Origin of the sequence: Quyinboa ferrireducens, from assembly GCF_042436675.1 — a bacterium.
Taxonomy (GTDB): domain Bacteria; phylum Bacteroidota; class Bacteroidia; order Bacteroidales; family UBA5342; genus JBHJHP01.
In genome coordinates this window covers 88,928-115,607 of record NZ_JBHMVA010000007.1, presented here as the reverse complement: position 1 = coordinate 115,607, position 26,680 = coordinate 88,928, and the positions used below count along the sequence as shown (strand labels likewise).

Annotated in this window: 20 protein-coding genes; 3 read left to right on the top strand and 17 right to left on the bottom strand. The window is 39.4% G+C overall.

Annotated features, from left to right (window positions below; all coding sequences use genetic code 11):
• Positions 1 to 40: 40 nt before the first annotated feature.
• The 5 genes from ACE01N_RS11775 to ACE01N_RS11755 form a co-directional block, all read right to left on the bottom strand.
• Complete coding sequence (locus tag ACE01N_RS11775) at positions 41 to 1,747, bottom strand: S41 family peptidase (RefSeq protein ID WP_380588900.1); 1,707 nt, start codon at positions 1,745 to 1,747, stop codon at positions 41 to 43.
• 193 nt (positions 1,748 to 1,940) lie between these two features.
• Positions 1,941 to 3,242 (bottom strand): type II toxin-antitoxin system HipA family toxin, encoded by a 1,302-nt coding sequence (locus ACE01N_RS11770; RefSeq protein ID WP_380588897.1) that lies wholly within the window; start codon positions 3,240 to 3,242, stop codon positions 1,941 to 1,943.
• On the bottom strand, positions 3,236 to 3,589 hold the full coding sequence (locus ACE01N_RS11765; protein WP_380588894.1) for a helix-turn-helix domain-containing protein: 354 nt from the start codon (positions 3,587 to 3,589) through the stop codon (positions 3,236 to 3,238). The genes ACE01N_RS11770 and ACE01N_RS11765 overlap by 7 nt, the downstream gene beginning before the upstream one ends.
• Before the next feature lie 311 nt (positions 3,590 to 3,900).
• The gene (locus ACE01N_RS11760) at positions 3,901 to 4,353 is read right to left on the bottom strand and encodes a PaaI family thioesterase (RefSeq protein ID WP_380588891.1); all 453 of its coding nucleotides are present in this window, start codon (positions 4,351 to 4,353) and stop codon (positions 3,901 to 3,903) included.
• A gap of 81 nt (positions 4,354 to 4,434) precedes the next feature.
• The gene (locus ACE01N_RS11755) at positions 4,435 to 4,980 is read right to left on the bottom strand and encodes a hypothetical protein (protein ID WP_380588889.1); all 546 of its coding nucleotides are present in this window, start codon (positions 4,978 to 4,980) and stop codon (positions 4,435 to 4,437) included.
• Positions 4,981 to 5,216: 236 nt separating this feature from the next.
• Between ACE01N_RS11755 and ACE01N_RS11750 the strand changes: the two genes are divergently transcribed.
• On the top strand, positions 5,217 to 5,819 hold the full coding sequence (locus tag ACE01N_RS11750) for a transposase (RefSeq protein ID WP_380588886.1): 603 nt from the start codon (positions 5,217 to 5,219) through the stop codon (positions 5,817 to 5,819).
• A 67-nt stretch (positions 5,820 to 5,886) separates the two neighbouring features.
• Here the strand turns inward: ACE01N_RS11750 and ACE01N_RS11745 are convergent, their stop codons facing one another.
• From ACE01N_RS11745 to ribB, 8 genes are all read right to left on the bottom strand, one after another.
• Complete coding sequence (locus tag ACE01N_RS11745; protein WP_380588883.1) at positions 5,887 to 6,837, bottom strand: transketolase family protein; 951 nt, start codon at positions 6,835 to 6,837, stop codon at positions 5,887 to 5,889.
• A gap of 40 nt (positions 6,838 to 6,877) precedes the next feature.
• Positions 6,878 to 7,732 (bottom strand): transketolase, encoded by an 855-nt coding sequence (locus ACE01N_RS11740; RefSeq protein ID WP_380588881.1) that lies wholly within the window; start codon positions 7,730 to 7,732, stop codon positions 6,878 to 6,880.
• Positions 7,733 to 7,766: 34 nt separating this feature from the next.
• On the bottom strand, positions 7,767 to 9,182 hold the full coding sequence (locus ACE01N_RS11735) for an L-fucose/L-arabinose isomerase family protein (protein ID WP_380588878.1): 1,416 nt from the start codon (positions 9,180 to 9,182) through the stop codon (positions 7,767 to 7,769).
• Positions 9,183 to 9,291: 109 nt separating this feature from the next.
• Positions 9,292 to 10,782, bottom strand: a complete 1,491-nt coding sequence (gene glpK / locus ACE01N_RS11730) for a glycerol kinase GlpK (protein ID WP_380588875.1) — start codon at positions 10,780 to 10,782, stop codon at positions 9,292 to 9,294.
• 117 nt (positions 10,783 to 10,899) lie between these two features.
• Entirely contained in the window at positions 10,900 to 11,292 is a 393-nt protein-coding gene (locus ACE01N_RS11725) for a HEPN domain-containing protein (protein WP_380588872.1), read from the bottom strand.
• Positions 11,289 to 11,606 (bottom strand): nucleotidyltransferase domain-containing protein, encoded by a 318-nt coding sequence (locus ACE01N_RS11720; RefSeq protein ID WP_380588869.1) that lies wholly within the window; start codon positions 11,604 to 11,606, stop codon positions 11,289 to 11,291. Before ACE01N_RS11720 ends, ACE01N_RS11725 begins: the two co-directional genes overlap by 4 nt.
• A 72-nt stretch (positions 11,607 to 11,678) precedes the next feature.
• Complete coding sequence (locus ACE01N_RS11715; RefSeq protein ID WP_375729891.1) at positions 11,679 to 12,440, bottom strand: DeoR/GlpR family DNA-binding transcription regulator; 762 nt, start codon at positions 12,438 to 12,440, stop codon at positions 11,679 to 11,681.
• 11 nt (positions 12,441 to 12,451) lie between these two features.
• Positions 12,452 to 13,078: a 3,4-dihydroxy-2-butanone-4-phosphate synthase gene (gene ribB / locus ACE01N_RS11710; RefSeq protein ID WP_380588864.1), complete on the bottom strand. Its 627-nt coding sequence runs from the start codon at positions 13,076 to 13,078 to the stop codon at positions 12,452 to 12,454.
• A 386-nt stretch (positions 13,079 to 13,464) separates the two neighbouring features.
• Here ribB and ACE01N_RS11705 point away from each other — a divergent pair, with 386 nt between their 5' ends.
• Positions 13,465 to 16,857 (top strand): glycosyl hydrolase 115 family protein, encoded by a 3,393-nt coding sequence (locus ACE01N_RS11705; RefSeq protein ID WP_380588861.1) that lies wholly within the window; start codon positions 13,465 to 13,467, stop codon positions 16,855 to 16,857.
• A 124-nt stretch (positions 16,858 to 16,981) separates the two neighbouring features.
• Here ACE01N_RS11705 and ACE01N_RS11700 read toward each other — a convergent pair whose 3' ends face one another.
• The 4 genes from ACE01N_RS11700 to ACE01N_RS11685 all read right to left on the bottom strand — a co-directional run bounded on the left by ACE01N_RS11700 (position 16,982) and on the right by ACE01N_RS11685 (position 24,231).
• Positions 16,982 to 19,768: a LamG-like jellyroll fold domain-containing protein gene (locus ACE01N_RS11700; RefSeq protein WP_380588858.1), complete on the bottom strand. Its 2,787-nt coding sequence runs from the start codon at positions 19,766 to 19,768 to the stop codon at positions 16,982 to 16,984.
• 256 nt (positions 19,769 to 20,024) lie between these two features.
• Positions 20,025 to 20,495, bottom strand: coding sequence for a heme-binding domain-containing protein (locus tag ACE01N_RS11695; protein ID WP_380588855.1), 471 nt, complete (start codon positions 20,493 to 20,495; stop codon positions 20,025 to 20,027).
• A 32-nt stretch (positions 20,496 to 20,527) separates the two neighbouring features.
• Positions 20,528 to 20,920: a heme-binding domain-containing protein gene (locus ACE01N_RS11690; RefSeq protein ID WP_380588852.1), complete on the bottom strand. Its 393-nt coding sequence runs from the start codon at positions 20,918 to 20,920 to the stop codon at positions 20,528 to 20,530.
• Between the two features lie 281 nt (positions 20,921 to 21,201).
• Positions 21,202 to 24,231 (bottom strand): LamG-like jellyroll fold domain-containing protein, encoded by a 3,030-nt coding sequence (locus ACE01N_RS11685; protein ID WP_380588848.1) that lies wholly within the window; start codon positions 24,229 to 24,231, stop codon positions 21,202 to 21,204.
• A 513-nt stretch (positions 24,232 to 24,744) separates the two neighbouring features.
• Here ACE01N_RS11685 and ACE01N_RS11680 point away from each other — a divergent pair.
• Entirely contained in the window at positions 24,745 to 26,643 is a 1,899-nt protein-coding gene (locus ACE01N_RS11680; RefSeq protein ID WP_380588845.1) for a fasciclin domain-containing protein, read from the top strand.
• Positions 26,644 to 26,680 lie beyond the last annotated feature (37 nt).

The window sequence follows — 26,680 nt, the reverse complement described above, 5'->3', positions numbered from 1 at the left end:
TTTCTATGTAATTTGGCAATTAACTTTTAGCCTTATAATATTACCTATCCTCGGATATAAGCTCAATTGCTTTGTTCAGTACTTCATCTCTGCCCTCTTTGATGCCCTGGATAGTTGGCTTTACTTCAATATCAGGAACAATGCCAACTCCCTGCGTTTCCCTGCCATCAGGATAATACACACCTGCTCCAGTAAACATGACTTTAATGCCTCCGGGCATTTTAAGGGATATTACATCTCCATCAGCACCAGCAGTAGTACTGCCAATAATAATTGAATTTTCTGCAACGCTGTATTTCATTGCTATAAACTCTGCATGACTTTGCGTAACTTCATTTACCAGGATTATCTTTTTACCGTTATAGGCATTGGGATTTTCCGAGCCTGCAGTTAGTTCACCCAAGTATTGGAATAAGCCCGGAAATTTGGAATTGCCCATTGTAAACTTGACAAATACTTGAGGTTTTGTATAAAGCAGAGCGTAATCCATATATCCCCCAATCTTATCATATACCGGATAACATCTTAGATCAATAATTAAACCTTTGGCATCAATGGTTTGAGGTACTACACCACCGTTGGTACTTCCTAAATACAGGTATCCAATGCTGTCACCAATTGTTTTAAAAAGCGTTTCCTTTCTTTGGATTCTTGATGTAATGTTTACCCGGTTCATAGTGTAACATGAAACGACAGTATTTAATTGTATTCCGTCGTGTTGATATTCTACATACATTTTTTTCTCATTGGTCCTTAAAATGAAATCTGCTATTCTACGCAACTGTGCAGTATAATTTGATCCGGGAGTATATTTGATTTTTTCGGCGATAATGTTTTCCACTGGTGTTTTGTTTATTGAAAGAATAACATCTCCAACCTGAATAGAATGATTTGTATTAATTGTGTCACGTACGGCGTAAACACCTGTAACTACAAGTTTCCCCTCAACAAATGAAACCTGATAAGGAGCTATATTTTCTCCTTTCCACTTTTCAATTGTGTTGTTCCATCCCATTCCGGCATGTGTATCATTAAGCTTTGTTATAAGTTCTAAAATAGCCAGCTTATATTCAAGTTCATTTCTTGCATCAATAAACTTAGGAATGAATTCTATAAGGTCCTTGTGCCAGTTTTCACTGATTAGATATTTGTAAGGATAATAATACTGAATAACATTCCAGAATCGAAATAAAGCAAGAAGGCGGTATTCCGTTACCGGATATGCAGGGTCGTTATACTCTGCTTCACCGCTTATGGTGTTATCGGAATACTGGATAAATTTATCTTTTTTAAAGTTTCTTTTTGCCGTTTTAATTCGTTCAAGTTGATCTGAAAGAGTCCCTAATTCTGTTTTATCTGTTATCCAATCCAGATCAGGATACATTCTTACGCTGTCTGGGTATAATTCCGGCAACGTTTCCTGTTCAAAATTCTCCAGTGAGGCAAGCCATTCAGACAACATCAGATTTCTTTCATCTTTGTTGTGAGATTTCAAAACTTTGGGCATCATGTTTATCAGTTCATCATCCCAGTTATATTTTCCTTCAACAACAGAAGGATGATAATACTTTACGAAACCCCATATCTTGCACAGTACAGCCAAATTGGAAATATCGGTCGAATTATAATATTTTACCCCTGCAATTTGTCTGTATTCATTTTTCTTCTGGATATAGAAATAACCCAGCATTGAAGATAATACAGTAAAAAGAACAAGGATAAAGATGAACCAGTATTTCTTTCTCATTTGAAGTCTCGGCTTTGTAATTACTGTAAACTAAGATATTGATTATTTGTGTATTGTGCAATAAGGTAGAGACGGCGATTTATCGTGTCTCTACGAATTAAAAAGCTTTTATTCTTTCAATCGAATCGCAAGCATTTCTGCCGTGGCACAGGTTTTTCCAAATTTTAGGCATGAATTGATCATTATGTCCCTCTTACAATGTATTTAGATTTTGTTGAATTCTATTTTTTAAATCATTTCTTACTCTGGCTTTCTCAGCGTATTTGGGCCAGAATGTCACTATCGAGTTAATTTCATCTATTGTTTTTTCTGCTTTTTTAATGTTATTGTCTATGGCTATAGTCATCAAATCTTTTTTAGTTATTCCAAGTCTTTTCCCGTTGACACTTAATGTTTGTTTGTTAACCCAGTGATTGGCAGGATCAAAAGAAAAGCATAAGTCGTAGGCCGGAGCCAGCTTCCACTTCTCATCTTTTTTTAAAATAAAAGAAAAATTCTTTGTATGGTCATCAAAGTTGGTCGCCAGTACATTAAATACCATTCTCCGAAACATTTGCTCAGCCTCTGGATAAGTCAATTGTAATAACCGCATGGTTTGAAAGATCTGTTCATAACTGTATCCATACATGTCATTGAAATCATAATGTTGCAGGCCACAAAGTGATTGGATGTGATGCTTCACGTTTTCTTCTCTGTCAAATCGTTTGGTCATGAAATGCGCTCTTCCGTTTTCTTCCAGTAACTGACATTCGCTCATCTCAATTTTACAGTCAGTTGCCATGAGATAATAGGCATATTCTATCCGCCCCCAACCAGAGCTTTCTCCAAACTGTTCTCCACTTACACCGTCTAATTTAAGCAACCAATGTTCAAAGCCTTTGGGTACATTCCCCTGACCTGATCTTACTTCTTTTGTTTTTGGATTATATGCAATGACGGCCTTTGGACGTGCTCCACCGGCTGAAGTTCCTATTTTTAATATTTCCATCATTGATTTTTCTTCATCCTGTCGCAAATTGGTTAAAAAAGCCTCACGTTTATTGAGCATTTTTTTTGCAACGTCAACCAGGCTGTCCAACTCTAAAGAGAAACTTCTTATTCCTGTTTTTATTTGTACTGGTTCGAATTCTATCGCGCCCATTCCTCTCTTACCTATAAAACACAGTTTTTCAACGGGGTTCATGCTGTTCTCTAACCTACCTTGTTGGGCTAGCCATATATTAATCAGCCTGTTTCCGTACTTGTCTGGTAAAGAGTCAGACAATAATCCGGGAAGCCCTTTAAAGGCATCTTCCGTTTCATTGCGTCCTTTTCGTAGTTCGGGGAAACTATAAATTCGAGAACCTTGAGCGATAGGCATTTTAATCGGTGACAAATTCCAACCTTTTTGAATAAATTTTGAATCATATTGAAAATATCCTAATTGCTGCGATTCATCCCAGCGAATTGCCCCTATCAATTCGCCCCAGATTTTGATTTCTGCTACATCTACCATCCTATATCTTCTTTGTCGATATTGTTATTTCTTTTGGGAGAAGCTTGCTTTCTTTGTTTTTTCTTAAGCTTAGCGTATTCAATCGGACTGATTTGATCCTGAACCTTAAATATATCCATTATATACAGTAAATCCAGAACCCTTAATGCCTGGATAAGACTATCTATTCTTACTTTTTCTCCTCTTTCCAGTAAGCTTAATGTAGAACGACTCATTCCTGCTTCTGATGCAACTTGATCTTGCGATTTGTTTTGTTTTAAGCGATGTGATTGTATGAAATTTCCAATGGTCTTCATTAGCGATTTATCTGACATTGCTTTCCAGTCTATAGATGATTTATCATTCATAAAAGGCGATTTTATTTGTATTTGAATGTTATGTCATACAAATATACATAATAATTTCAATAAGAATAATTATAGAATGATATATCATGCATATTTTGTTATAAAATAGTATTATGAATGATTTATCATTTATTTGATATTTTAATATTCGCTATTATATTATCAGATTTGATATGCAAATTAAATGTGCAATTTACTTTTAACTTCAAGACAGGTAAATGATTCTCAGGAAATCAGGGTATTGATAGTTTGTGTAATGTGCAATAAGGTAGAGACGCGATTAATAGCGTCTCTATAACATTTCAATAATTTTATTCTTTCAATCGAATGGCGAGCATTTCAGCAGTGGCACAGATTTCTCCATTGGCGGATAAGGTCATATCCACCCAAACCTTTCTGCCTACCATTTTTTTAAGATGCCCTTTTAATTCAAGTTCAGCACCCATCGGTGTCATGGCTTTAAAGTCCACTTTTAGGGAAGCAGTCACGCAACGCACAGGGATGGGCAATTCAAACGGAATACCTTCAGTCTGGCAGATGAAAGCTGCAGCAGAACCGGTGCCGTGGCAGTCCAGTAATGAGGCGACCAATCCACCGTACACACTGCCCGGAATGGCGGTATACTTAGAATCAGGTGTAAAATGCGCAATTGTTTCATTGTCCACCAGGTAGGTCTTCAGGTGCAATCCCTGTGGATTATTTTTTCCGCATCCGTAACAATGGGCAAGGTTTTCCGGGTATAAATCCTGTATGGCTTTTGGCATGATTGTAAAGTTTGAGGTAAAAATACAATAATCCGGCAAGCCGGAACCGATTCGATGATTTCAAGTCTTCAGATTGGCCTATTAATCAGATGTTTTTTTATTAAAAAGAAGATACTTGAGTGATAGTTTGTATCCTAACTTAAAACTCATATCTTCTCTGAAACCCCAAAGATCCTGCCACGGACCAACACCAAAGCTGGTGTCGATACCGATAGCAAAGTTTGGTTTTATATAATATTCTAAACCAGTGCCAATATTTACATGGTAGTGATGTGATGCAACATATGAAACAGGGGTGTGATGATCTGTTAACCAGCGGTAACTTAAAAATGACTGGTAAAATACTTTTAATTTTCTTTTATTTTGATGGGGATAAAAATAAATACCGCTGGAAAGACCATTACTGGATGAGAATTTATATTCGTCATATTCGAATCCTGCAAAGAATATAACCTTGCCGGTTTTATAACCAGCAATTGAAGCCAACTGAACCTCATTTTTCAGTCTCATGGCCAGTCCGCTAAAAACAAAGCCTTTTTGCTCATTGAAGGAAACATCCTGACAGTAAGCTTTTACAGAAAAAATGAATATGAAAACTGAAAGCACAGTTAATAATCGCTTTGTCATAATTATGAATGATTAGCATCTGAAAACTTTGCTTTGGAAGTTATAATAAACAGGTACATCACAAACGTTTCAGGTTATAAATCCAGACCAAGATATTGATTCTTTAGGTAATTAGCAAGAGTTTAACTGATCCGATGACTCGAAGTCATCGGATCAGTAGATTGTTTTTAGAATTTTTGTAACTTTGGTTGCCTGCTAAACACAATTTGTTATCTGGATTAACTAAACCTAATATTATGTATTTTGAAAAAGGTCATCTTTACCATGTTTTTAATCAGGGAAATAATAAACAGCAGATTTTCTTTAATAGTGAGAATTACAACTATTTTCTGAGAAAGATAAGGAATTACATTTTGCCTTATGCGGACGTTCTGGCTTATTGTTTAATGCCGAATCATTTTCATCTTATGCTTAAAATTAGCGATATAACGCTGTGTAAATCATCAGATGACTCGAAGTCATCTGATGATTTATCGTATAGAACTTTAAATGATTCGATTGCAATTATGTTACGATCTTATACCCGTGCAATAAATAAACAGCAAGAAACCAGCGATGCATTATTCAGACCTAAGACAAAGTCAGTATGTCTTACGAATAATGAAGGCGTTAGCCCATCTTATTTTAACTCATCTTTTGGAACCTATTTGAATATTGATTTACCAGAGAAAAATTATCCTCAGCAATGCTTTGATTATATTCATTCTAATCCGGTTAAGGCAAGGTTAGTTGAATTTCCTGAAGAATGGGAGTTTTCTTCATATGTCGAATATAAAGGTTTGCGGAAGGAGTTTTTAGTTAATGTTGATGTAGCAAAGGAAGAAGACCTGGAATGGTAAGTTACTGATCCGATGAACTATCATAACTGATCCGTTGACTCGAAGGTCATCGGATCAGTATTTTATTTCATCCTAACAATTCAATGGCTGTTTGTGATAAACCCTCACCGCAGATACCGTAATGGTTAAAGATTTCCACCTGCGATCCGGTTACGGTATCTTCATCCGGAATACCTACAATTTTGAATGGTTTATATATCTGGTTCTGCATTAAAACTGCTGCAGTAGCCTCACCCAAACCGCCGTGTACGCTGTGCTCTTCCACTGTAATAACAGCTTTACATTTTTTGGCAGAACTGATAATTGCTTCCGTGTCCAGCGGGCTGATGGTATGCATACTGATGATTTCTGCGCTGATCCCTTTTTCTTCAAGTAATCGGGCCGCTTCATAAGCAGGAGCCACAGTTTCACCACAGGCAATAAATGCTACATCGGTTCCTTCACATATCACTGATGCTTTGCCGATTTCAAATTTCTGCTCTGTACGCGGTAAATGCGGCATCGGCTTCTTTCCGAATTTCAGAAAGACAGGTTTATCGGATTTCGATGCAGCAATTACAGCTTCCCGGGCTTCAAAGTTATCGGCCGGTACCACAATCTGAATGTTGTTGATGGCTCTCAAAGCCGCAACATCATGGAGTGAATGATGGGTTGAGCCCAGGGCACCGTAACTCACACCGGCGCTAATACCCACCAATGTGACCGGAATATTGGAATAGGCTACATCGTTTTTTACCTGTTCCAGGGACCGGGTTGCCAGAAAACATGCAGGAGACGTGGCAAACACACTTTTCCCGGTTGAACCCAGACCGGCAGCTACGCCAACAAGGTTCTGTTCCGCAATACCAACTTCCACAATTTGTTCCGGTAGCTGGTCACCAAACGGGCCCAGTTTTCCGGATCCGCGTGAATCACTGGTCACAGCGTATATGTTTTTATCTTTTTTGCCCAGCTCAATTAACGTGGCAGAATATATTTCCAGGTTTGCTTTTCCTGTTTCTAATGGTTTTAAACTCATGTCATTTAGAATTAAAGACTGAATCTGTGATTCAACTTACTTAGCTTTCAATTAATTGGTTCGATAAGGCATCTTCTGCCAGAGTCAGTTCTTCGATGGCCGCCTTGTATTCCTCATCTGACGGTACCCCGTGATGCCACTTTTTGACATGTTCCATGAAGCTTACCCCTTTCCCTTTGGTGGTATTGGCGATTACAAATGTTGGCTTGCCGGTTTTGGCAGGAATGTTATGGAGCGTCTTTCTCAACTCTGATATGCTGTTGCCGTCAATGGAAACCACTTCCCATCCAAATGCAGCGAATTTTTCATCGATGGGATTCGGGTCACATACCTCATGGTTGTGCCCCGTAATTTGCAGGGTGTTATGATCGAGTATAGCCACCAGATTATCCAGCTTGTAATGTGCCGCCATCATGGCTGCTTCCCAGTTTGATCCTTCAGCCAGTTCACCATCACCCAGCATAGTAAATACATTGTAGGGTGCCTTGTCGCGTTTTGCTGCCAGCGCTATCCCGGCACTTATCGGTAAGCCGTGGCCCAAAGCTCCGGTATTAAATTCAATGCCCGGTATTTTCCGGGTAGGATGCCCCACATACTTCGATTTGTACTGGCATAAAGTCTGCAGATCGCTTTCAGGATAAAAGCCCTGATCTGCCAGAACCACATAGAGTGCTTCCACAGAATGTCCCTTGCTTTGTATATACCGGTTCCGGTTCGGATCCGAAATGGTATCAGGCGATACATTCAGAACATCGTTATACAAAACATTCAGAATATCCGTACATGACAAATCACCTCCGGTATGCCCGGCTTTTGCCAGTTTGATATATTTGAGGAGTGCTTTTCTGTATTTTATAGATTTCAGCTGTAACTCCAGATCTGTATATTGCTTCATTTCTTTTAATTTTCCGTCCCTGCTGTTTCAATGCTTATTTATGTACATAAAGATCCCAACCCAGATAGTTTCCAATGGCTTCTTCCAGAATTTCCTGTACACTGCCGCGAACCATGGCCACATGATGTTCAAAACCGTTTTTGCACATATATTTCATTAAATCCTGAAGATTCGGGATTTCAGTTACTGCAATTCCCCCATCCATTCCATAGGGATCATCCGTCATGGTTCCTTCACCCAGGTATGATTTTACGATGCCCTTATTATCGTCTGTTGAAATACGGAAGTAGGTCATATCACCTGCTGCCACTTTTCCTTTTACAGCTCCAAAGGTATCTTCACTACCCAGAACAGTACCCAGTACATCAAGGCTGCCAATTTCAATATCACTCTGGAAGAATGATTTCGGGTAGTTACTGCAGTGAGTACATACAACCTTGTTACGGTCCTCGCCAAAGTTATTGTTCCAGTCGAGGATGGCAGAAGGTGTTTTTGCTGCAAGTGCCAGAGCATACATCGAAATGGTTCCGGCCACATCAACCTCACAGGCCGACGGCATCAGCTTTTCACCCATCATACTCATGGTCACGCAGGCAGCACATCCATAGTTTTTTTCGATGGATTCCCAGCACTGTAATGCAGAAATATCGATGTCATTCTCATTGATCCAGTGTTCAACGGCCAATCCGAAACGGGCTTGTTTGGCAATTTTGGTTTTAGCGCCGATCTCGCATGCTCCGTACTCCTGAATGGCAATCACTTTTTCCTTTACAGCCGGATCATCATAATCAATTTTTTCAGCGGCAGCAATAATTTCCGACATGTCAACCGGAACTATTGTTATACCATATTTCTGTAATAGTTTCTCGCTGTAACGCATGGTCTGGAAACCAATAGGACGTGTTCCGATGGCACCTACGCGAAGGTTGCTTAATCCTTTCACTACCCGGCAGATTCCTGCAAATTTTTCAATATCCAACGTGAATTCCTTGCCGTCAAGACTGTATGTATGGTAAATGGTGTCAGTAAATTTTATACCATACTGGTAGAAGTTGTTACAAACAGACAATTTCCCGCAGAATGCATCACGACGGCTTTTAACATCAACCTTATCGTTGTCGTCGTCCACGGCCTGAACCAATACCGGTACATTTAATCCTGATAATTTAATGGAGTTTACCACGCCAAGTTCATCGCCAAAGTTTGGAAGTACTACAATGATACCTTCAATGATGTCACTGTTTTCCTTGAAAAGCTTAGCACATTTTACGGCATCTGCATAACCCTCAATATTGCCTGTTGGTGTTTCAGATTCCGGAAGAATAACTGTTCCGTAACCCATTTTCTCAAACTTTGCCAGAACTTTCTGACGCGCTTCAACCGCAAGTTTGTAGTTAAAAATGTTGCGTGTGGCTATGATCACACCAAACGTTTGTTTCTTTAGTTTCATGATTGCTATATTTTATATTCTTTGTTTTCTTTTGTAAAAACGTTCACTAAAGCATTAATTCTCACCTTTAGGGAGATGTCTGTGATAGCAGACAGAGAGGCGGTTATTATTACAACCGGGCACGCTCAACAGCTTTTTGCCAGCCTTTATATAAATTCTCAGTCTCGAACTTTTCCATCTTTGGTTCAAATATCTGAGCCTTTTCACGGAGGGCTTTTATCTCTTCAGTATCTTTCCAGAATCCGGTTGCCAGACCTGCCATATAAGTTGCACCCAATGCAGAAACTTCTTCAATTTCGGAACGGACGACCTTATGGTTCAGCATGTCGCTCTGAAACTGCATCAGAAATGTATTCCGGGTCGGACCGCCATCCACTCTGAGTTCTTTAAGGTTGATACCACCTTTCTCTTCCATCAGGCTGATCAGATCTTTTACCTGGTAGGCAATGCTTTCCAAAGCGGCCCTCACGATGTGAGCTTTGGTTGTATTTCGTGGCATCCCGGATAAACAGGCTCTGGCCTGATTATCCCAGTATGGAGCTCCTAAACCCACAAACGCAGGTACCAGGTATACTCCGTTATTATTTTCAACAGACCTTGCAAGAGGCTCTGTTTCTGAGGCATCGTTAATTAGCTGAATTTCATTTTTTAGCCAGTTTAATGTGTCACCGGTACAATGAATATTTCCCTCATACACATAATATATTGTTTCGTCAATGCCATAACCAATGGAGGTGACCAGACCATCAGGCGCATTTAATGGTTCGGTTCCAATATTCATCATAATGGATGAACCGGTTCCGTAAGTAGCCTTTGCCATGCCCGGCTCAAAACAGTTCTGTCCAAACAGGGCAGCATGCGAATCGCCCAGCAACCCTGCTATGGGAAGCGATTCTTTGAAAATGATTTCAGGATCGGTATAACCGAATATATCGGTGCTGAATTTAACTTCAGGAAACATGTTTTTCTGTAAGCCAAACAGCGCGATCAGCTCATTGTCCCATTCTAATGTGTGGATGTTAAACAACATCGTGCGGCAGGCATTGGAATAGTCCGTAGCATGGACTTTACCTCCTGTGAGTTTCCACAGCAACCATGTATCCATGGTTCCCATCAATAGCTCGCCCTTTTCTGCCTTTTCCTTCAGTCCTACCACATTTTGCATGATCCAGTGAAGCCTGCTTGCTGAAAAGTAGGGATCAATGATCAGACCGGTTTTTTGCATGATCATATCACCGTAACCTTTTTCTTTCAACTGATCACAATACGGAGCTCCTCGCTGGCATTGCCAGACTGTAGCATTGTAAACCGGTTTACCGGAATTTTTATCCCATATCATTACGGTCTCACGCTGATTAGTGATGGCTAAAGCATCAATTTCATCCTCACGGATATTGACCTCTTTTAGTGTTTTAAAAATGCCTTCCAGTGTATTGTCAAAAATTTCCTCAGGATCATGTTCCACAAAACCGGGTTGTGGATAGTACTGCTTATGTGGTACTGTAGTTCTGTATACCAGTTTCCCTTGTTTGTTAAAAAGAATGGTTTTAGTAGCCGAAGTACTTTGATCGATGGCTATTATGTAGTTTTTAATACTCAAAATAAGGCGATTATGAGGTTTTTAATGTCAGTTAATTAATGAATTATTTTCGAAAACAAAAATAAAAGAAAAAAATCGAAAATAAAAGAAAGAATATGTGTGGTTTAAATAAAATCTTTAAAGCTTAATAATATTAATAATCTCTTCGATTAACTGATGGGCAGGTGCTATCATGCTTCTTATTTCTATTTCAGTAAAAACGACGAAATCATCGTAGTCACTTGTTTGCCTTTTATCGAAAATATCAGTGTAAAATTTCCCGGAATCTTTATGGATCAAACCGGTTTTAATAAAATGTAGTCCAAACATTTGCCTGACACCGGCATGCGTTTGGGTATTTATACCGGTATATATCAACAGAGCAGTAACAGCATAATAACAAGCATAATATAATCTATTTACAGAAGTATTCCAAAGTTTATTTTCAACAAGGATATCAACTTCTTTTAAAGTTTCCTTAGCTCGATCAATTCTGTACTTAACGAGTTCTTTTTTATCCTGTTCATTCATAAAACAATTCCTTCACGCATAACATTCTGATAAAACGGAGTAATTTTATGCTTTGATTCCCATACCGATTTAGACAGTACCAGAGGGCTGATAATTTTACCGATTTCAAATTCAATATCATATAGCGGGTATTTCACCCTTTTTTCATCCTCCATTGTTACAATGTCCTTATTAAGAAGAATTAGAATATCCACATCAGAATTTTCATTAAAATCACCGCGTGCCATTGAACCATAAAGAATAACAGTAGCTTCAGGAGCTATCTGGATTACGGTATCCTTAATCAATTTTTCTATGTCAATTTTCACTGCCATACTTCAAAAATACAGAAAAATTTAATAATGAGGGAGTTTGAGAATGCTACTTAAAGTTGCACGCTGATTAAATTATGCAATAATCAGTTTTATATCGTTCTGATTAAATATTTCCACTTCATCTTTTTCGATACTGGAATCTGTAATTATGTAATCAATGAGTGATAAGGCGCCAAGACTGGCAAAAGAGCTTTTACCAATTTTGCTGGAATCTGCTACAAGAAATACTTCATTCGCCGATTCAATCATGGCGCGTTTTACAACAATATCGCTTATGCTTGGGTAAGTGAGTCCTGATTTTAAAGTGATGCCGGCAGTGGCCAGAAATAGTTTATCTACATGAAGGTCGTTGAAAAAAACGGCTGCTTTATCACCTGTCAAAGAGAGCGTTGGTGCCTTAAATTCACCGCCTGTGACCACCAGGTTAATTTCCGGATCAACGCCAAGTATGAGCGCAATATTCAGTGCATTGGTGATCACTGTAAGGTTTTTATAGCCTTTTATCAGTTTGGCAATCTCAGTTGTGGTGGATCCTGAATCGAGAATGATAATATCTCCATCGTTGATAAATTCCACGGCTTTTACAGCAATGGCTGCTTTCTCCAATAAAAATTCCTGATTCTGAAGGGCGAAGTTTTTTACGTTCAAACCAATGTTTTTCAGATAAGCACCGCCATGTTCCCTCTCAACAAAACCTTCTTTTTCAAGTTTTTCAAGGTCCTGGCGAATCGTAACTTCCGTTACCTTGAAGATCTTGCTCAGCTGCAATACTTTGGCATGTCCGTCTTCCCGGATCATTTCAAGAATCTTTTCGCGGCGTTGATTAGGAAGCATGGTTAACTTTATTAGGAGTTATGTGATTTGAGGTATTTAATCAGATGTTTGATCGTGATAATTTTAATTCCCAGCTTTTCAGATAATTTTACTAAATCAGGATAACGTGCCATGGAACCGTCAGGATTCATAATTTCAATCAATACACCTGCTGGTTTTAAGCCGGCTAGTCTTGCCAGTTCAATGGTAGCTTCAGTATGTCCGGGTCTGGCCATAACGCCTTCGGGATGCGCCTGTATGGGAAACACATGACCGGGACGTCCAAAATCTTCCGGTCTGGTTTCGTCTGCGGCCAAAGCGTTAATGGTTTTAGCCCTGTCATGAGCCGAAATGCCCGTTGTACAGCCGTGTCCCAGCAAATCAACTGATATTGTAAAATTTGTATTGTGCAACGCGGTATTTTTTGTGACCATCAGGTCCAGTTTTAGTTCCCTGCATCGTTCTGCTGATAGTGGTGCACAAATCAAACCGCGTCCTTCCTTACTCATAAAATTGATAATTTCGGGCGTGATGACTTCTGCAGCAGCAATAAAATCTCCTTCGTTTTCACGGTTTTCATCATCGGTTACAATAACCACTTTCCCGTTTTTTATCTCCTCAATAGCCGCTTCTATATTACGGCGTTCTAAATCTGTCATGTGCGTATTTTAATTAGGACGCAAAGGTAACGAAATTAAAAGGAAGCAAAAAGAAAGTATTCGAAAATGGCATTATTTTGATCATATGCATCTTATGTCTTTTTTTCATGTGGTCTCATCCGATTAGGTAAAATAGTTCATTAATAACTGGATGTATAAATTTTGGTTAATTATTGAATAAAAGGCTATAATACCCAACTGTTTTAGGATTAATTCAAAAAGAATATGACCTTTGCTCAGGCAAAGAGGTGACTCTTATTACGTACAATGGAGCCGATAAATGGCAGGCTGTGATAATGTATTTGTATAATCTGATATGAAATTTATGCTGAGGTATATTAATTTTACAGCGTATAATCTTTTGTATAAAAACTAATAGAAATTATATGTTTAAATCCTATTCATTATTAACATTCGTTCAATTCAAGGAGAACTATCTGGTAAAAAGAGTTATTTTTCTTTGCGTCTTGGTCTTTTTCACTTTTTATGCGTTCGCAAATAACAATCATGAACCTGTAAAAGTTACAAATTCAGGGGCTGCCGGGGATTTTCCTCTTGTTGATAATTCTAATGTTGCAGCTACTGTAGTGATTGATTCATCAGATGCTGAGGTTGTTGCTGTTGCAGCTTCTGCTTTCAGTCATGATGTAAATTCGATAACAGGAATTCCGCTGGATATAACGCAAAAGCTTGATGACATATCATATCCTGTAATCATAGGAACCCTGGGACAATCAAAATTAATAGACTCGTTGGCGTCAACTGGTAAAATTTCCATAGATAATGTACAGGGCAAATGGGAAACATTTTGCATTTCAGTAGTAAGCAATCCTTTTGAAGGCTTTGAAAGTGCGTTAGTTATTTTTGGTAGTGATCCGAGAGGAACAGCTTTCGGTGTTTTTGAATTATCACGAATGATGGGTGTCTCTCCCTGGGTTTGGTGGGCCGATGTTACTCCGGAACCAAAATCCTCATTGTATGTAACGGCAGGAGAAAGTATTTTTGGTCCGCCTTCGGTAAAGTTCAGAGGTATGTTTCTTAATGACGAAGACTGGGGATTAAATCCCTGGGCGGCAAAAAATATGGATACCGGTATTAAGGATATTGGCCCGAATACTTATGCGAAAATCTTTGAACTGATGTTGCGTTTGAAAGCCAACTACATTTGGCCTGCCATGCACGATTGTACGAAAGCATTTTGGTATTATCCAGGGAATCCTGAGATGGCGCGTAAGTATGACATTGTTTTGGGGTCAAGCCACGCCGAACCCATGTTGAGAAATAATGTGGATGAATGGTTAAATAATCTGGGTTATCCTGCTTCTAACTGGAACTGGGCTACAAACAGCGCTTTGATAACGGATTACTGGAAAACACGGGTTGTTGAATCAAAAAATAACGATGCTGTCTATACTACAGGAATGCGGGGTGTACACGATAGTGGTATGACCGGTTATTCCACTAATCAGGATAAGGCAAATGCATTAAAGGATATTATTGCGACTCAGAGGAATCTGCTTACAACCTATCTGGAGAAACCGGCCTCAGAGGTTCCACAGATGTTTTGCCCATATAAGGAAGCGCTCACTTTATATAATATTGGGCTCAACTTAGCAGATGATATTACTTTGACCTGGGTGGATGACAATTTTGGATACATTCGTCAGTTGTCCAATCCGGCAGAGCAACAAAGAAGCGGTGGTGCAGGTGTGTATTATCATTTGTCTTATTGGGGAAGCCCGGAAGATTATCTCTGGCTATCCACCACTTCACCTTCTTTAATCAGCTTTGAGATGAGTAAAGCCTACGAGTTAAATGCCAAAAATCTTTGGGTGTTTAATGTAGGAGATATTAAGCCGGCGGAGATGGAGTTCCAGTTTGCAATGGATATGGCATGGGATAAAAGCAGTTGGACTCCCGATAATGCCTGGTCTTATTCTAAACAATGGGCAGCCGAGACATTTGGAAACGAATTTGCTGATAAGATAGCCGGGATTAAAGAGGAATACTATCGTTTGGCATCATCGGGAAAACCTGAGCATGTAGCGTTAATTTCGTATTCTAACCAGGAAATGGAAAAGCGTTTGGCTGATTATTCAAAACTCGTTGAAATGTCAAAGAATGTGGAGGCTTCCATTCCCGAAAGGCTGAAAGATGCATATTTTCAGTTGATTGCTTATCCTGTTGAAGGAGCAGCCAGCATGAACGAGAAGATTCTATATGCCAGAAAAAGTCTTCAACTGGCATCTGAAGGTAATACAGATGCACTGATTTATTCAGATAAATCCAGGGTAGCTTATCAGAATATCATTTCATTGACCAATAAATACAATACGGGAATTTCCGGTGGTAAATGGAACGGAATGATGGACTATGCGCCACGTAAGCGGCCACAGTTTTACCAACCTACGGTAGCCACCGCGGATAACATCAACACTAACGGCGTGTCGCTGGTTGAAGACAGCACCATCATCATTCCAGCCCAGAATTTCGTTGCCAAATCGGGAACAGATATTAATACCATTAACGGACTGGGCGAAAACGGCTGTGCCGTTACCGTTTGGCCAATGAATATGACAACTTATACAGCATCTAATATCAGTTCAGCGCCCTATGTGGAGTATGATGTTCCTGTGGTAAAAGGCAGTAATAATATTAGCGTTAAATGTCTTCCTTCATTCCCGTTATATCCCGGAATGCAGTTGCGCTATGCCATATCTGTTGCGGGGAAGACACCTGCGTTTGTAGATATTGCAACAGCTGCTACATCGGGTCAGTGGTCCCAAAACGTCATTAACCAATATGCTGTGGGAACGAGCGAATACCAGAGTAATGCTGATCAGACCATCAAAGTTCGGATTTATTTTTCTGATCCGGGATTGGTGATCAGTTCGTTATCAGTGGTTACAATCAGTGAGAGTCCCTATACAGCCTATCTGAAAAATCCGGGTTTCGAGTATAAATCTGCAGGTGTGTTAAACGATGGAAGCGTTGTAAGAGGAACACCGTATGCGTGGAGTCAGACTGGCTACGTGCCGGGTAATTCTTTTGGCATCAACAACGATGCAACAAATTTTGAAGGGGCGAATATGTGTTGGTACAATGTGAATCAATCGCCATATGCCATGCCTTCAAAGTTTGAGCTTTATCAGGTTGTAGATGAATTACCGGCAGGAACTTATATTGTTCGGTGTAAGTTGGCTGCGATGTCAGGATACATTACAAACGTCCGGTTATTTGCCAACAATAATGTGCAGTATTATGGAAATGAGGCCGATTACGTGTCGAACCTGACGGAAGGTGAAACCAATACGTTTGCTGGCAATACGCCGGTTTCCGGTATGTCGAAAGCACTTTTAAGCGAGATGGCTGTAAAGGTAACGCTGAATGAAGGTGATTCTTTAAAGCTCGGGATTCGATCCGGCAACTTAAAAAGCGATGGGACTGCCGGTACAGGAGCAAGTTCATCGAGGGTTTATGGTGGTTTTAAAGCCGACGACTTTCGTTTGGAACTTGTAGGAGGTAATACAAATACACCTGTAACAAAGGTGGTGGTAAATCCATTGATTCAGATAATTGGAATGAGAGAAAAAGTGAGGGTGACGATCGATGGCGAATTCAATGCCGGATTTGTGAAAATTTATTCGTTAACCGGAAACCTTATAACCGAGCATGATCTGCACAACAGATCAACATATATTGGAATGCATTCCGGAGCATATATTGTCAGAGTAGTGGTTGACGACGGGATAATCAACTCGAAAGTTGTAATTATATAACTCCAGATTTAACAGTTGAAATTTATAACGGATTTGTATATCCGGCGATAACAGTAAGTTGGTGTAAAGGAAAAAAGTCCCGGTCGCTTAACCGGGACATTGGAATATTTGTCGCTTCTATTGTTTAATGCCTTACTACCAGCTTTTTTACAAGTGTAGTTTCATTGTTACTGTATTTAAGCATGTAAATCCCTGAAGGCATATCGGATACATTCAGTTCATCGTCCTTTAGTATTTCAGTCTTCACAAGTTTTCCGTTCAATTGGTATATGGAAACTGTAGCATTTTCTGAACCTGACTTATAGCTTAGATATACAAGATCATCAGCCGGTGTTGGGAAGATGATCAGGGTATCTGAATTGTGATCTACTTTTTTAACCGCATCATAACCGCCTTCAATGGCAGCAACCTCATCAGAAGATAGTGCATAATTGTAAATTCTGAAATCATCAATATAACCACCAAACATAGGATAACCTGCAAACTGACTGCGACCAATGTAATTCAGTACCGGTTTAAAATCCATGGGGCTAATGGTCACTGATGTCGATTCTGCCACCTGAACGCCATCAATATATAAGCGTGTGCTGTTAGATCCAATTGTTATCGCAATATGTGTCCACTGACGATAGTTTAGTCTTCCGATATCAATAGTTTGTTCAGTCCCCCCTTTTTTAATGGCAAACCGCATCTTGCCTGTATTGGTCAGAGGTGTTAAAAACATGTATTCATCCTCGCCATTTCCAAAATCAAAAATGCGCTGCCACAGGCCTACCATTCCCCAGTATACCCATGTAGTAATTGTTATTTCCTGCTGGTTGACTATGGTCGCCGACATCTGTATAAAGTCATCATCACCGTTTAACACCAGGGCCTGTGTTCCAACTTTTCCATCTGTATATGAGACATCACTGTAAGCTGCAAGGTTGTTCATGTTTTCAGATTCATCCCTGATATTGCCATCGAATTCATATTTAGCCACCAGTGCTTTCTGATCTGAAACAGTAGCTGAGGCTACATTTGAATAGTCGGAGCTGTTCAGTGAATTATCAACCGCTTTGATCTTGTAAAAATATTGTCCACTTATTGTTGCTGTGTTATCCACAAACGACGTGGTGGTTACATTTTTGGCAATGGTGTTATATTCACCATCCGATGTTTGTGCACGTAATACAGCATAACCTGCTAAGTCAGTAGCCGTGCTTGCCGACCAGTCTAGCCGAACCGATTCAGACTGTGGCGTAGCGACCAGATTCTGCGGATTATCGGGAGCGGTAAATTCCACCGGTGAGCCAACCGGAATGAAACGCCATTGCTGGGCAGGTTGTCCGTTCTTTTCCCACTGCATAATATTGGCTCCGGCAGAAGAACTGGCGTTTGCTACATGCAGGCATTTGGCACTGTGTCGGCTACGGATATAGAACCAACCATCCTCAGCATATTCCAGGTACCATTGCTGGTTAGCACCTTTGGTATCGTCCCACAAAGCTATATTGCCACTATTATCAAGCGACCAGTTGTAAATATCTGCAGATTTACCGCTGTTAGCAACAGTAAAGGTGAAATAACTGAAATCACCACCTATGCGTGTATCAACAGGTGTTACGTTCCACTGCTGGTAAGTGGCACCAGTGCTTGTTCCCTGCTGTATATTTGCCCCATTGCTGGTTGATCCACCAGCCACTTCCATGACCTTTTTGCTATTTCTGTTCACGATAACATAACGCCCGTCAATTATCGGTTGAATATCGGCTCCCCAGGTAATATTCACCACGTTTTCTGCATTGGTCTGGCCTTGCTGGTACCCGGTTCCTCCAGGTAATTCCATCGTATATTCACGTTGTGGACCATAGCCATTATAATACACATCTCTGTCCTTTGAAACAAAGCGATATGAGGTTGTTACAGCCTGGCGTTCAGAAGTCCCTCCGAAGGCCTGTACCTTTCCATCCGGTCCCCTGTATACTGAAGCTGCCGTCCAATTGGGTCTGTGTTCAGCATAACCTAATCTTGTGCCGTCGCTGGCTTTTACAAATTCACTACGTGCGTATTCAGCAGTTCCCCACCAGATGCCGGTTTGCATACCATATTCAACGCCAACCATGGCCTCCATTACATTATGTAACTCATCAGCAGTAGCGTGATCCCCGTTAGTTCTTACTGCCTGAAAAAAACTGGCATACTTATCGAAACTACCGGCAAGCTGATGGGTGTTTCCCTCTGTTAATCCGGCAGGATTTATGTAATTATACCAACTCAGAGCCTCATCACAGTTTAAAGTATTACCACCGGAAATACGGATATTAGTGAACCGTGAATTCTTTTTAAGTTCAGTAACGATATTATAAAAATCTGACATTCCGTTTGATCCTGTATATTGGCCCCAGCCATAATCCGGTTCATTGAAAGGTGAAACAGAAATTACTGTTCTGCCTCTTTCCTGATGCATTCTTGTGGTAACATCAATTAGTGATGCCCAGTTAACGGCATTCCCCAGATACCATGAGTCAACGCTGGGATGATCGCAATTAAGCACTACCTGCGTATTTGTCCCCAGATAAGTATCAATGATATTCATGCGCTGATTTGTGTTTGTGAGTGCTTCTCCTTGCAGCTCCCCGTTTAGCAATGGACTGGTCGGCATAAAGGAAGATCTTACTACATCCACCCGGTCAGACCCCATAAAGGCAACACCGCGCCGGATATTATCTACACTTAACCATGCAAGATCCAATCCCCACGTAATGGGTAATGAAACTCCTTCATCCGAAAGATTATATAAGACTATTCGGTCGGTTACCGGTTGTGTCACCAGATTATCGCTGGCACTGCTTACAGGCTGAGCGCAAATATGGTTCAAACCAATGATTGAAAGAAGGATGAAGAGTGAGGTTAGTTTTGCTTTTCCCATTGGATCGTATTTAATTTAACGTAGTTGCTTCGGGAATTAAATTCACGGAACTTATTAGTCAACTGCAAAATTAATAATTGTTATCGAACGCATGTGTCATTAATCAGGCAAATTGGAATCATAAATTCGTTATGCAAATTTAAGTATGTCTATTTAGCAGAGTATAATAGCACTAAAATTAAATGTTTAGGTTTTAATAGATCCTTTATTGCAGAACTGTTTTGTGTCTTGATTCTTGTATCTGATGTCTTAAAAATTATTTTTTCATTTCCATCAATAGTTTATTCGCGTAGGAATCGCTCCATGCAATTATAGTGTTTCGCTGATCCTGGGTAAGTCTGGCTTTTCCATGCATCATGGTAAACGAAGTTAATGGCATGGACTTATCTTTCATAACATCAGATATATCTCCCAGATCACTGATGAGATCAAGTGTATCGGTTTTAGCCCAATTTGAAAAATTTAAATGGTGCTTGCCTTCTTTGATATGACTGCTGACCAGCCAGGACGCCGGAGCTATTTTATCGAACCACAAGTATGTGGTTTGATTAGAGTGGCAATCAAAACATGAAGTCTTCAGAATGGTTTTAATGTCAGAAGGTATATCTTTCTGATTGATAAAATGATCACTGGTAATTTCACCTGCATTCTTTTTGGGTTGGATAAACTGAATGACTATAAAAATTACAAAAAGAGCTATAAGTAAGCTTTTTACGTAACGTTTCATATAATATTTATTTAAGTGAGTAAAAGATAAGCTTATTTATTTAAGACTGCTTTTGCTTCTTTTTGTGCCCATTCTTTAAGTTCTAACTCTTCTTTTTCTGTCAGTCCTTTATCCGGGTGCATTTTAAGAAACTTTTCAGGGGGCATTTTCTTTTCATCAAGTACTTCCACAATATCCCGCAGGGTCTTGATTTTTTTTACATCCTCCAGTTCAACAAATGTTGTAAAATTCAGTTTTGCTTTGGCTTTTTCACTTCTTGAGTCTGAATTATGGCATCCCATACATGATTTATCAACAATTGCTTTAATGTTTTCAGGCATGTCAGATTTTTTATCTTCATTTTCAGGCATGTTTGATCCCATTAACATGAATCCAAATACAGCGATCAATAATACGGGAATTGAAAAGTTTCTGATGTTTCTCATAATTAATTGTATTAAGATATTTATATAAGGTTTTTAATGATATCGCAGTCTTTAACTGAGGGGCGGTTCCATTTTGACTCCCGAAAACCTAAATTTCCGGTTTTTATTCCGGGGTAAGAAATTATCAGATAGTATAACACTTAGAATGGTGAATAGGTTTTATAGTTTTTGCATATTTTTCATTTTTATTATGCTTATGTACTAGATGTTATATTTAACTCTGATAAAAAAGTAAGGCTGCCATTTACAGCAGCCTTACATCCTTTGATATTTTGTTATAGTTATTTTACAAAAACTTTCTTAACCTGAGAATTAACTTTTACAATGTAAATGCCACGGTCAACTGAAATGCTTTCAGCATTTTTAACAGAGACCTGACGTCCTACCAGGTTGTACACATGAACACTTTCGTCACCCTTCAGATCCAGAATTCTGATCAGACCAGGTGTTGATGTATCAATACGAAGATTATTTTCTGTACGTACTTCTTTTACAGGTACTGATAACAAATAAGCTGTTTGAAGTTCATCAGTTAATCCATTCATTGTACTAACTTCTTCTGGAGTCAGCGTCTTTTTGAATAACTGGAAATCATACATCATGGCTTTTGAAAGGTAAACATCACTCCAGAAGTTTGATCTTCCTAAGAAGTTATAGGTGGTTCCAACCAGTCCGGCCTTAGGAATGTCAGTATTAGGCCATTTTTTGATGGTGGATGTGTCAATTGCTACTCCATCAACATACATAATTCCCAGTGTATCATCTTGTGTGTAAACATACTGATGCCATTCTCCCTGAACTGGTGTTGCACCACCGGTTGTTCCTACCTGATCGGATCCCCAATACTCTGCTGCTATATTATAAGTGGTGGCAGTTGCACGTCCAAAGAGGTATCCATTCCGTTTTTCTGAAGAAGAATCACTGTTTGAGAAGGCATACAGGAAGTTACCGTTATCCGCAAAATTGGTCTTTGTAGCATCAATCAGGAAGTAAGTACTGATTGAGAAATGTCCTTTCAATGCATAAATTACCTTACCAACTTCATCACCCATATCAAAATAAGACGAGTCACCTGCAAGGTTCAACACACCAAAATCTGAAGTACCTTTCAGTATTCTGTTTCCTGCACCATACATAAATGTACCCTGGAAGTGCTGTTCGGAAAGGTCTGTTACAGTGTTACCACTAATGTTAGCATCATCAAAATTAAAATGGATTAAAAGGTCTGATGTATATTTAGTGGCTTCATTTGCCAGTATCGTAGCAATAAATGTGGTATCAACCCTGTATCCGTCTTTGGATAAAGTAGCGGTTAAACGCACATCGGTATCCAGATAATCAGGTCTGGTAACTGTACCGTCAGGTGCAATTAACCCGGGGGCACTACTCCACTTAATGGTAATGGTATTATCTATACTTCCCTGAGTAGGCAAAGTAAGATTTGATGTCACTCCGCTTAAGTCGCCCATTGACAAAGCTTCTTTTTCAGTATCCAGTTCTGTTGGGAATCCGGCATTGTTGTTTTCATCCCATGCTGTATTCAGTTCTTCAATAATGGTTAAAACATCCAGACCAATTCCAAACGGGTTACTGAGTTTAATCTCATCCTGAGACAGCGGAATGGAGTATAATCTGAAGTCATACATGGCTGTATTCTGCAAATAATCATCCGAAGGGTATGGTGATCGTCCCAGCCAGTTATATGGCGTCCCGTTTATCGCTACACCATCAGCACTGTCTCTTGCAATTACAGAGTAAGGAAAGTATGTGATCGAAACATCCGATAATACATCTCCATCAAGGTATAATGTTCCGTTTCCACCTTCCTGAACATAGGCAATATGATGCCATGCCCCTTGTGGTGCGGTGCCTTTCCCCCCGGTGCTTTGTTGTGTATTGTAGTCAGTTTTCATAATGGCAAATTCCATGTTCCGTCCCATCCAGTACATGGCGCCACCACCATTGTAAATGTCTTCTGTATTACAGAACGACCAGAAGAAGTTTCCGTTATTTCCAATTCCTGTGTAATCTTCACTTACCCTGAAAAACATGCTGATGGTGTATTCACCCAGTTGATGAATATGTTCACCCAATGCAGCGCTCATATCAAAATAACCAGTTCCTTCACCCATATCCAGCACATCGTATTGCGTAGTTTCCCCTATGGTACGGACCCAGGCTTCATTTTCCAGTGAGCCTACAAACCCGTTGCCGGATATATCATCGATACTTACACCGTCTTCTTCCATGTTTTCCCTTGCAAAATCCCAATGGGCAACCATATCCTGACCCGGGTTAGTGGCACCTAAATAAGCCGTAAATTTTTTCTCCATTTGATAGGTTAAACCATTAACGTCCCTTTCCAGTGAGGCCGTCAGGATTACAGGGATAGGATACATTTCAGGATAACGGAGTACATGACCAGTAGTATCAATATAGGATGTATCAGAACTGGTCCATGAAACAGTTACATCTGTACCCATTATTTCAGGAAGGGTTAAATCAGAACTTACATTAGAAAGATCACCCAGGTCTAACGCAGATTGCTGTGAAACCAGTTCAGGATCACTACCCAAGGCCAAGACTTCATCTTCGGTAAGAGCGCGGTCGTAGATGCGGAAATCAGAAAGCATGCCCTGCAGGTATGGATCTCCACTCCAGTGCGACCTTGCTATCCATAATTCTGTTGGTGTCTGATTCATTGTAGCTGGTGTTGTGGCCATATTATTATTGGTATTGCCAATTTGTCCGTTCAGGTACAATTTGCCAACATTTCCGTCGATGGTAACAGTGAGATGATACCACTGAAAGGTATTCATTACTTCTGTTCTCCCTACTGCCGGCCATCCGTCATCACCGCTGTGTACCGTAAATCTTGGTCCTCCGCTGGAAGAATGGTCACGGGGAGATAAGAATATGATGTGATCGGTTGTGTTGGCAAAGTCAATTACGTGTTCATTTAATTGATCTACTTCTGTGTAGATCCAGAATGAGATACTGAATCCACCAGCACCCAGAAACTGATTTGCAAATTCAGGAATTATACTTACATACCCTGAATTACCGTCCAGCATTAAGGCATTTCTGCCATCGTCCGCTACACCGACTGAAGCAGTTTCCATTAGTGTACCGTCGTTTCCATTACCTGATACATCAGGGATCACTCCGTCAGGCGCAGATTCAAAAGTATAATGTAAAATCAGACCCTCATCCAGATTCTGGGCACTGAGATTTACATTAGTTAATAACAAAGCCAGCAAACATGAAATACCTGCTAACGTTTTGATTTTGGATTGTAAAAAATTCATCATAACCATATTTTAATTAGTATTAGAATATATTTTGAAAAATTACATTCTTTAACTATCAAAATTAAGGCATTTTGTAGTTCTTTTTCATAAGAAATTTTGCAGATTATATAACTTTCTCGTCATCAGCAGAAAAATATAGGATTATTTCAGTTTACCCCAAAATGGTTATTAGGCAAGTTGAAAATTGAAATTTTCCTTTAACGCTGTTATGAAAATTAGCAGTCCTGTATTTTTTAACTCTCTTTTTTTTAATCGTTTAAGATGGGAGGCTTTTGTGGATATATGGGTCAAATTAAAATTTTGATGACGATAATATTATCTGATTTGACCGAATAGGACAATCAAAAATGGCTTAAATATCATTTATTTGTTCTTTAAAAAACGTTTTATCCAAATCATACTAATATTGACAATTATTTGAACATATATGGGAGAATGTATTTAGAGTGTATTTTAAATTAGCCGACCATAAAATAAAAAATAACTTTCCTGAAATTTAAAATTTTTTAAGGCATGAAGATGAATTCTTATCGCATTATAATACGTGGATTATTTGTTTTAATCGCACCTTTTTTTGTGCTTTTATATTCCTGTGATAGTGATAAAATTGGAAAAGAGAGCTATTACACATTTACCGGAGATTTAGTTGGAGGCTATTTGGAATCACATCAGGATGAATTTTCCGAATTTGTTAAGTTGCTGGATACTACCAGGGTTATGGGGCTTTTAAATGCATATGGTCTGTATACTTGTTTCGCTCCTGATAATGGGGCGATGTTAGATTTCTATGCAGATAAGGGAAAAAATTCCATGGCTGATTTTTCGATGGATACGTTGAAAAAAATCGCATATGATCATATTATTCAGGGTTTTTCACTTGGGACTAACGATTTTATAGAAGGCAGGCTTAGCCAGAAAACAATGAGTGACAGGTTTATTGCTGTGTCCTATCAAAGTTTTTCAGAAGGGGACTTAACCATTAGAATAAATAAAACCTCTCCAATTATTAAACCCAATATAGAAGTTCATAACGGAATGATACATAAAATTGGAGAAGTATTACATCCAAGTGAAAAGACTTTGGTGGAGGCACTCTCTGAAGATAAAAAGTTTTCGTTGTTTTTCAGCGCTCTGCTGGCAACCGGTTTAGACAAAAGCCTGAATAAGATTGAAGATAAATCCTATGATCCTTCCAGATATTCAACGAATGATGATTTTACTGATGTAGGATCGATAGTTAAAATTCCGCAATCCAGAAAATTTGGTTATACAGCTTTAGTAGAGAGCGATTCAACGTATGCCCTTTACGATATTGTTTCACTGGATGATTTAGAAGCCTATTCAGCTCAGATTTATGATCAGGTGTATCCTGAGGATGCCGGAATTTCTGATGTTACTGATCGCAAAAACAGTTTAAACCGGTTCATTGCATATCACTTAATAAACAAGCAGATTAACTATTCAAAATTTATCATTGATCTTGATAATACCGGACACTCGATAAAAACATACGATATGTTTGAGTACATCGAAACAATGTGTCCGAATACGTTAATGGAAGTAAGAACAAATCGTGCAACCAGTGAGTATAACATATTCAATATGGTGGAATCGGCAAATGATGCGATCAGGATTGTGCCAACAAATTATGATAATGATGCTTTAAACGGGGTTTACCACGAGATTGACAAAATTCTGGCTTACGATTTTGCTTTTGCAAGCCATATTTCGGGTAAGCGACTGCGAATGGATGCAGCCAGCTTTTTCCCTGAGCTTACCAATAATAACTTAAGAGGTAATCTGAATAAGGAAGGCTACCCTTCGGTTTTATGGATACTCCCTCAGGGCTATATTGACAGGGTGACAACTTCGGAAGGTACTGAATTTGCCTATTATGATTTTGATCAGAGATTTCTTGACTTTCAGGGTGATGAGGTTTATTTAAAAGGCTTATATGATTTCTCGATTACCACTCCGGCAATTCCGGCAGGAACGTATGAGGTACGTTTTGGCTGGAAAGTTGAGAGTAAAAGAGGAGCAGCTCAACTCTACTGGGATGGTATACCCTGTGGAATCCCGTTGGATCTAACCATATTTGCAAACAATCCCAATATCGGATACGTGCGACCCGGTGAAGATCCTTCGGATCCTAATGGATATGAAAATGATAAGATGATGCGGAACCGTGGATATATGAAAGGACCGGCAAGTTTTCAGCCTGCACTTAATACTTGGTTTGCAGGTAATGCACGAATTAATGACGGATACCTTCGGAGAATTCTGGGGATTTATACCTTTGACGAAGCTGGAACACATACATTCAGTGTAAAAGCGGCACGTACAGGTGAATTTATGTTCGATTTTCTTGAATTTGTTCCGGTGGAAGTGTTGGAGAGTGAAGGTATCGATTAAAAAGTAATTAATCATAACAATATTCTTATTTTTACAG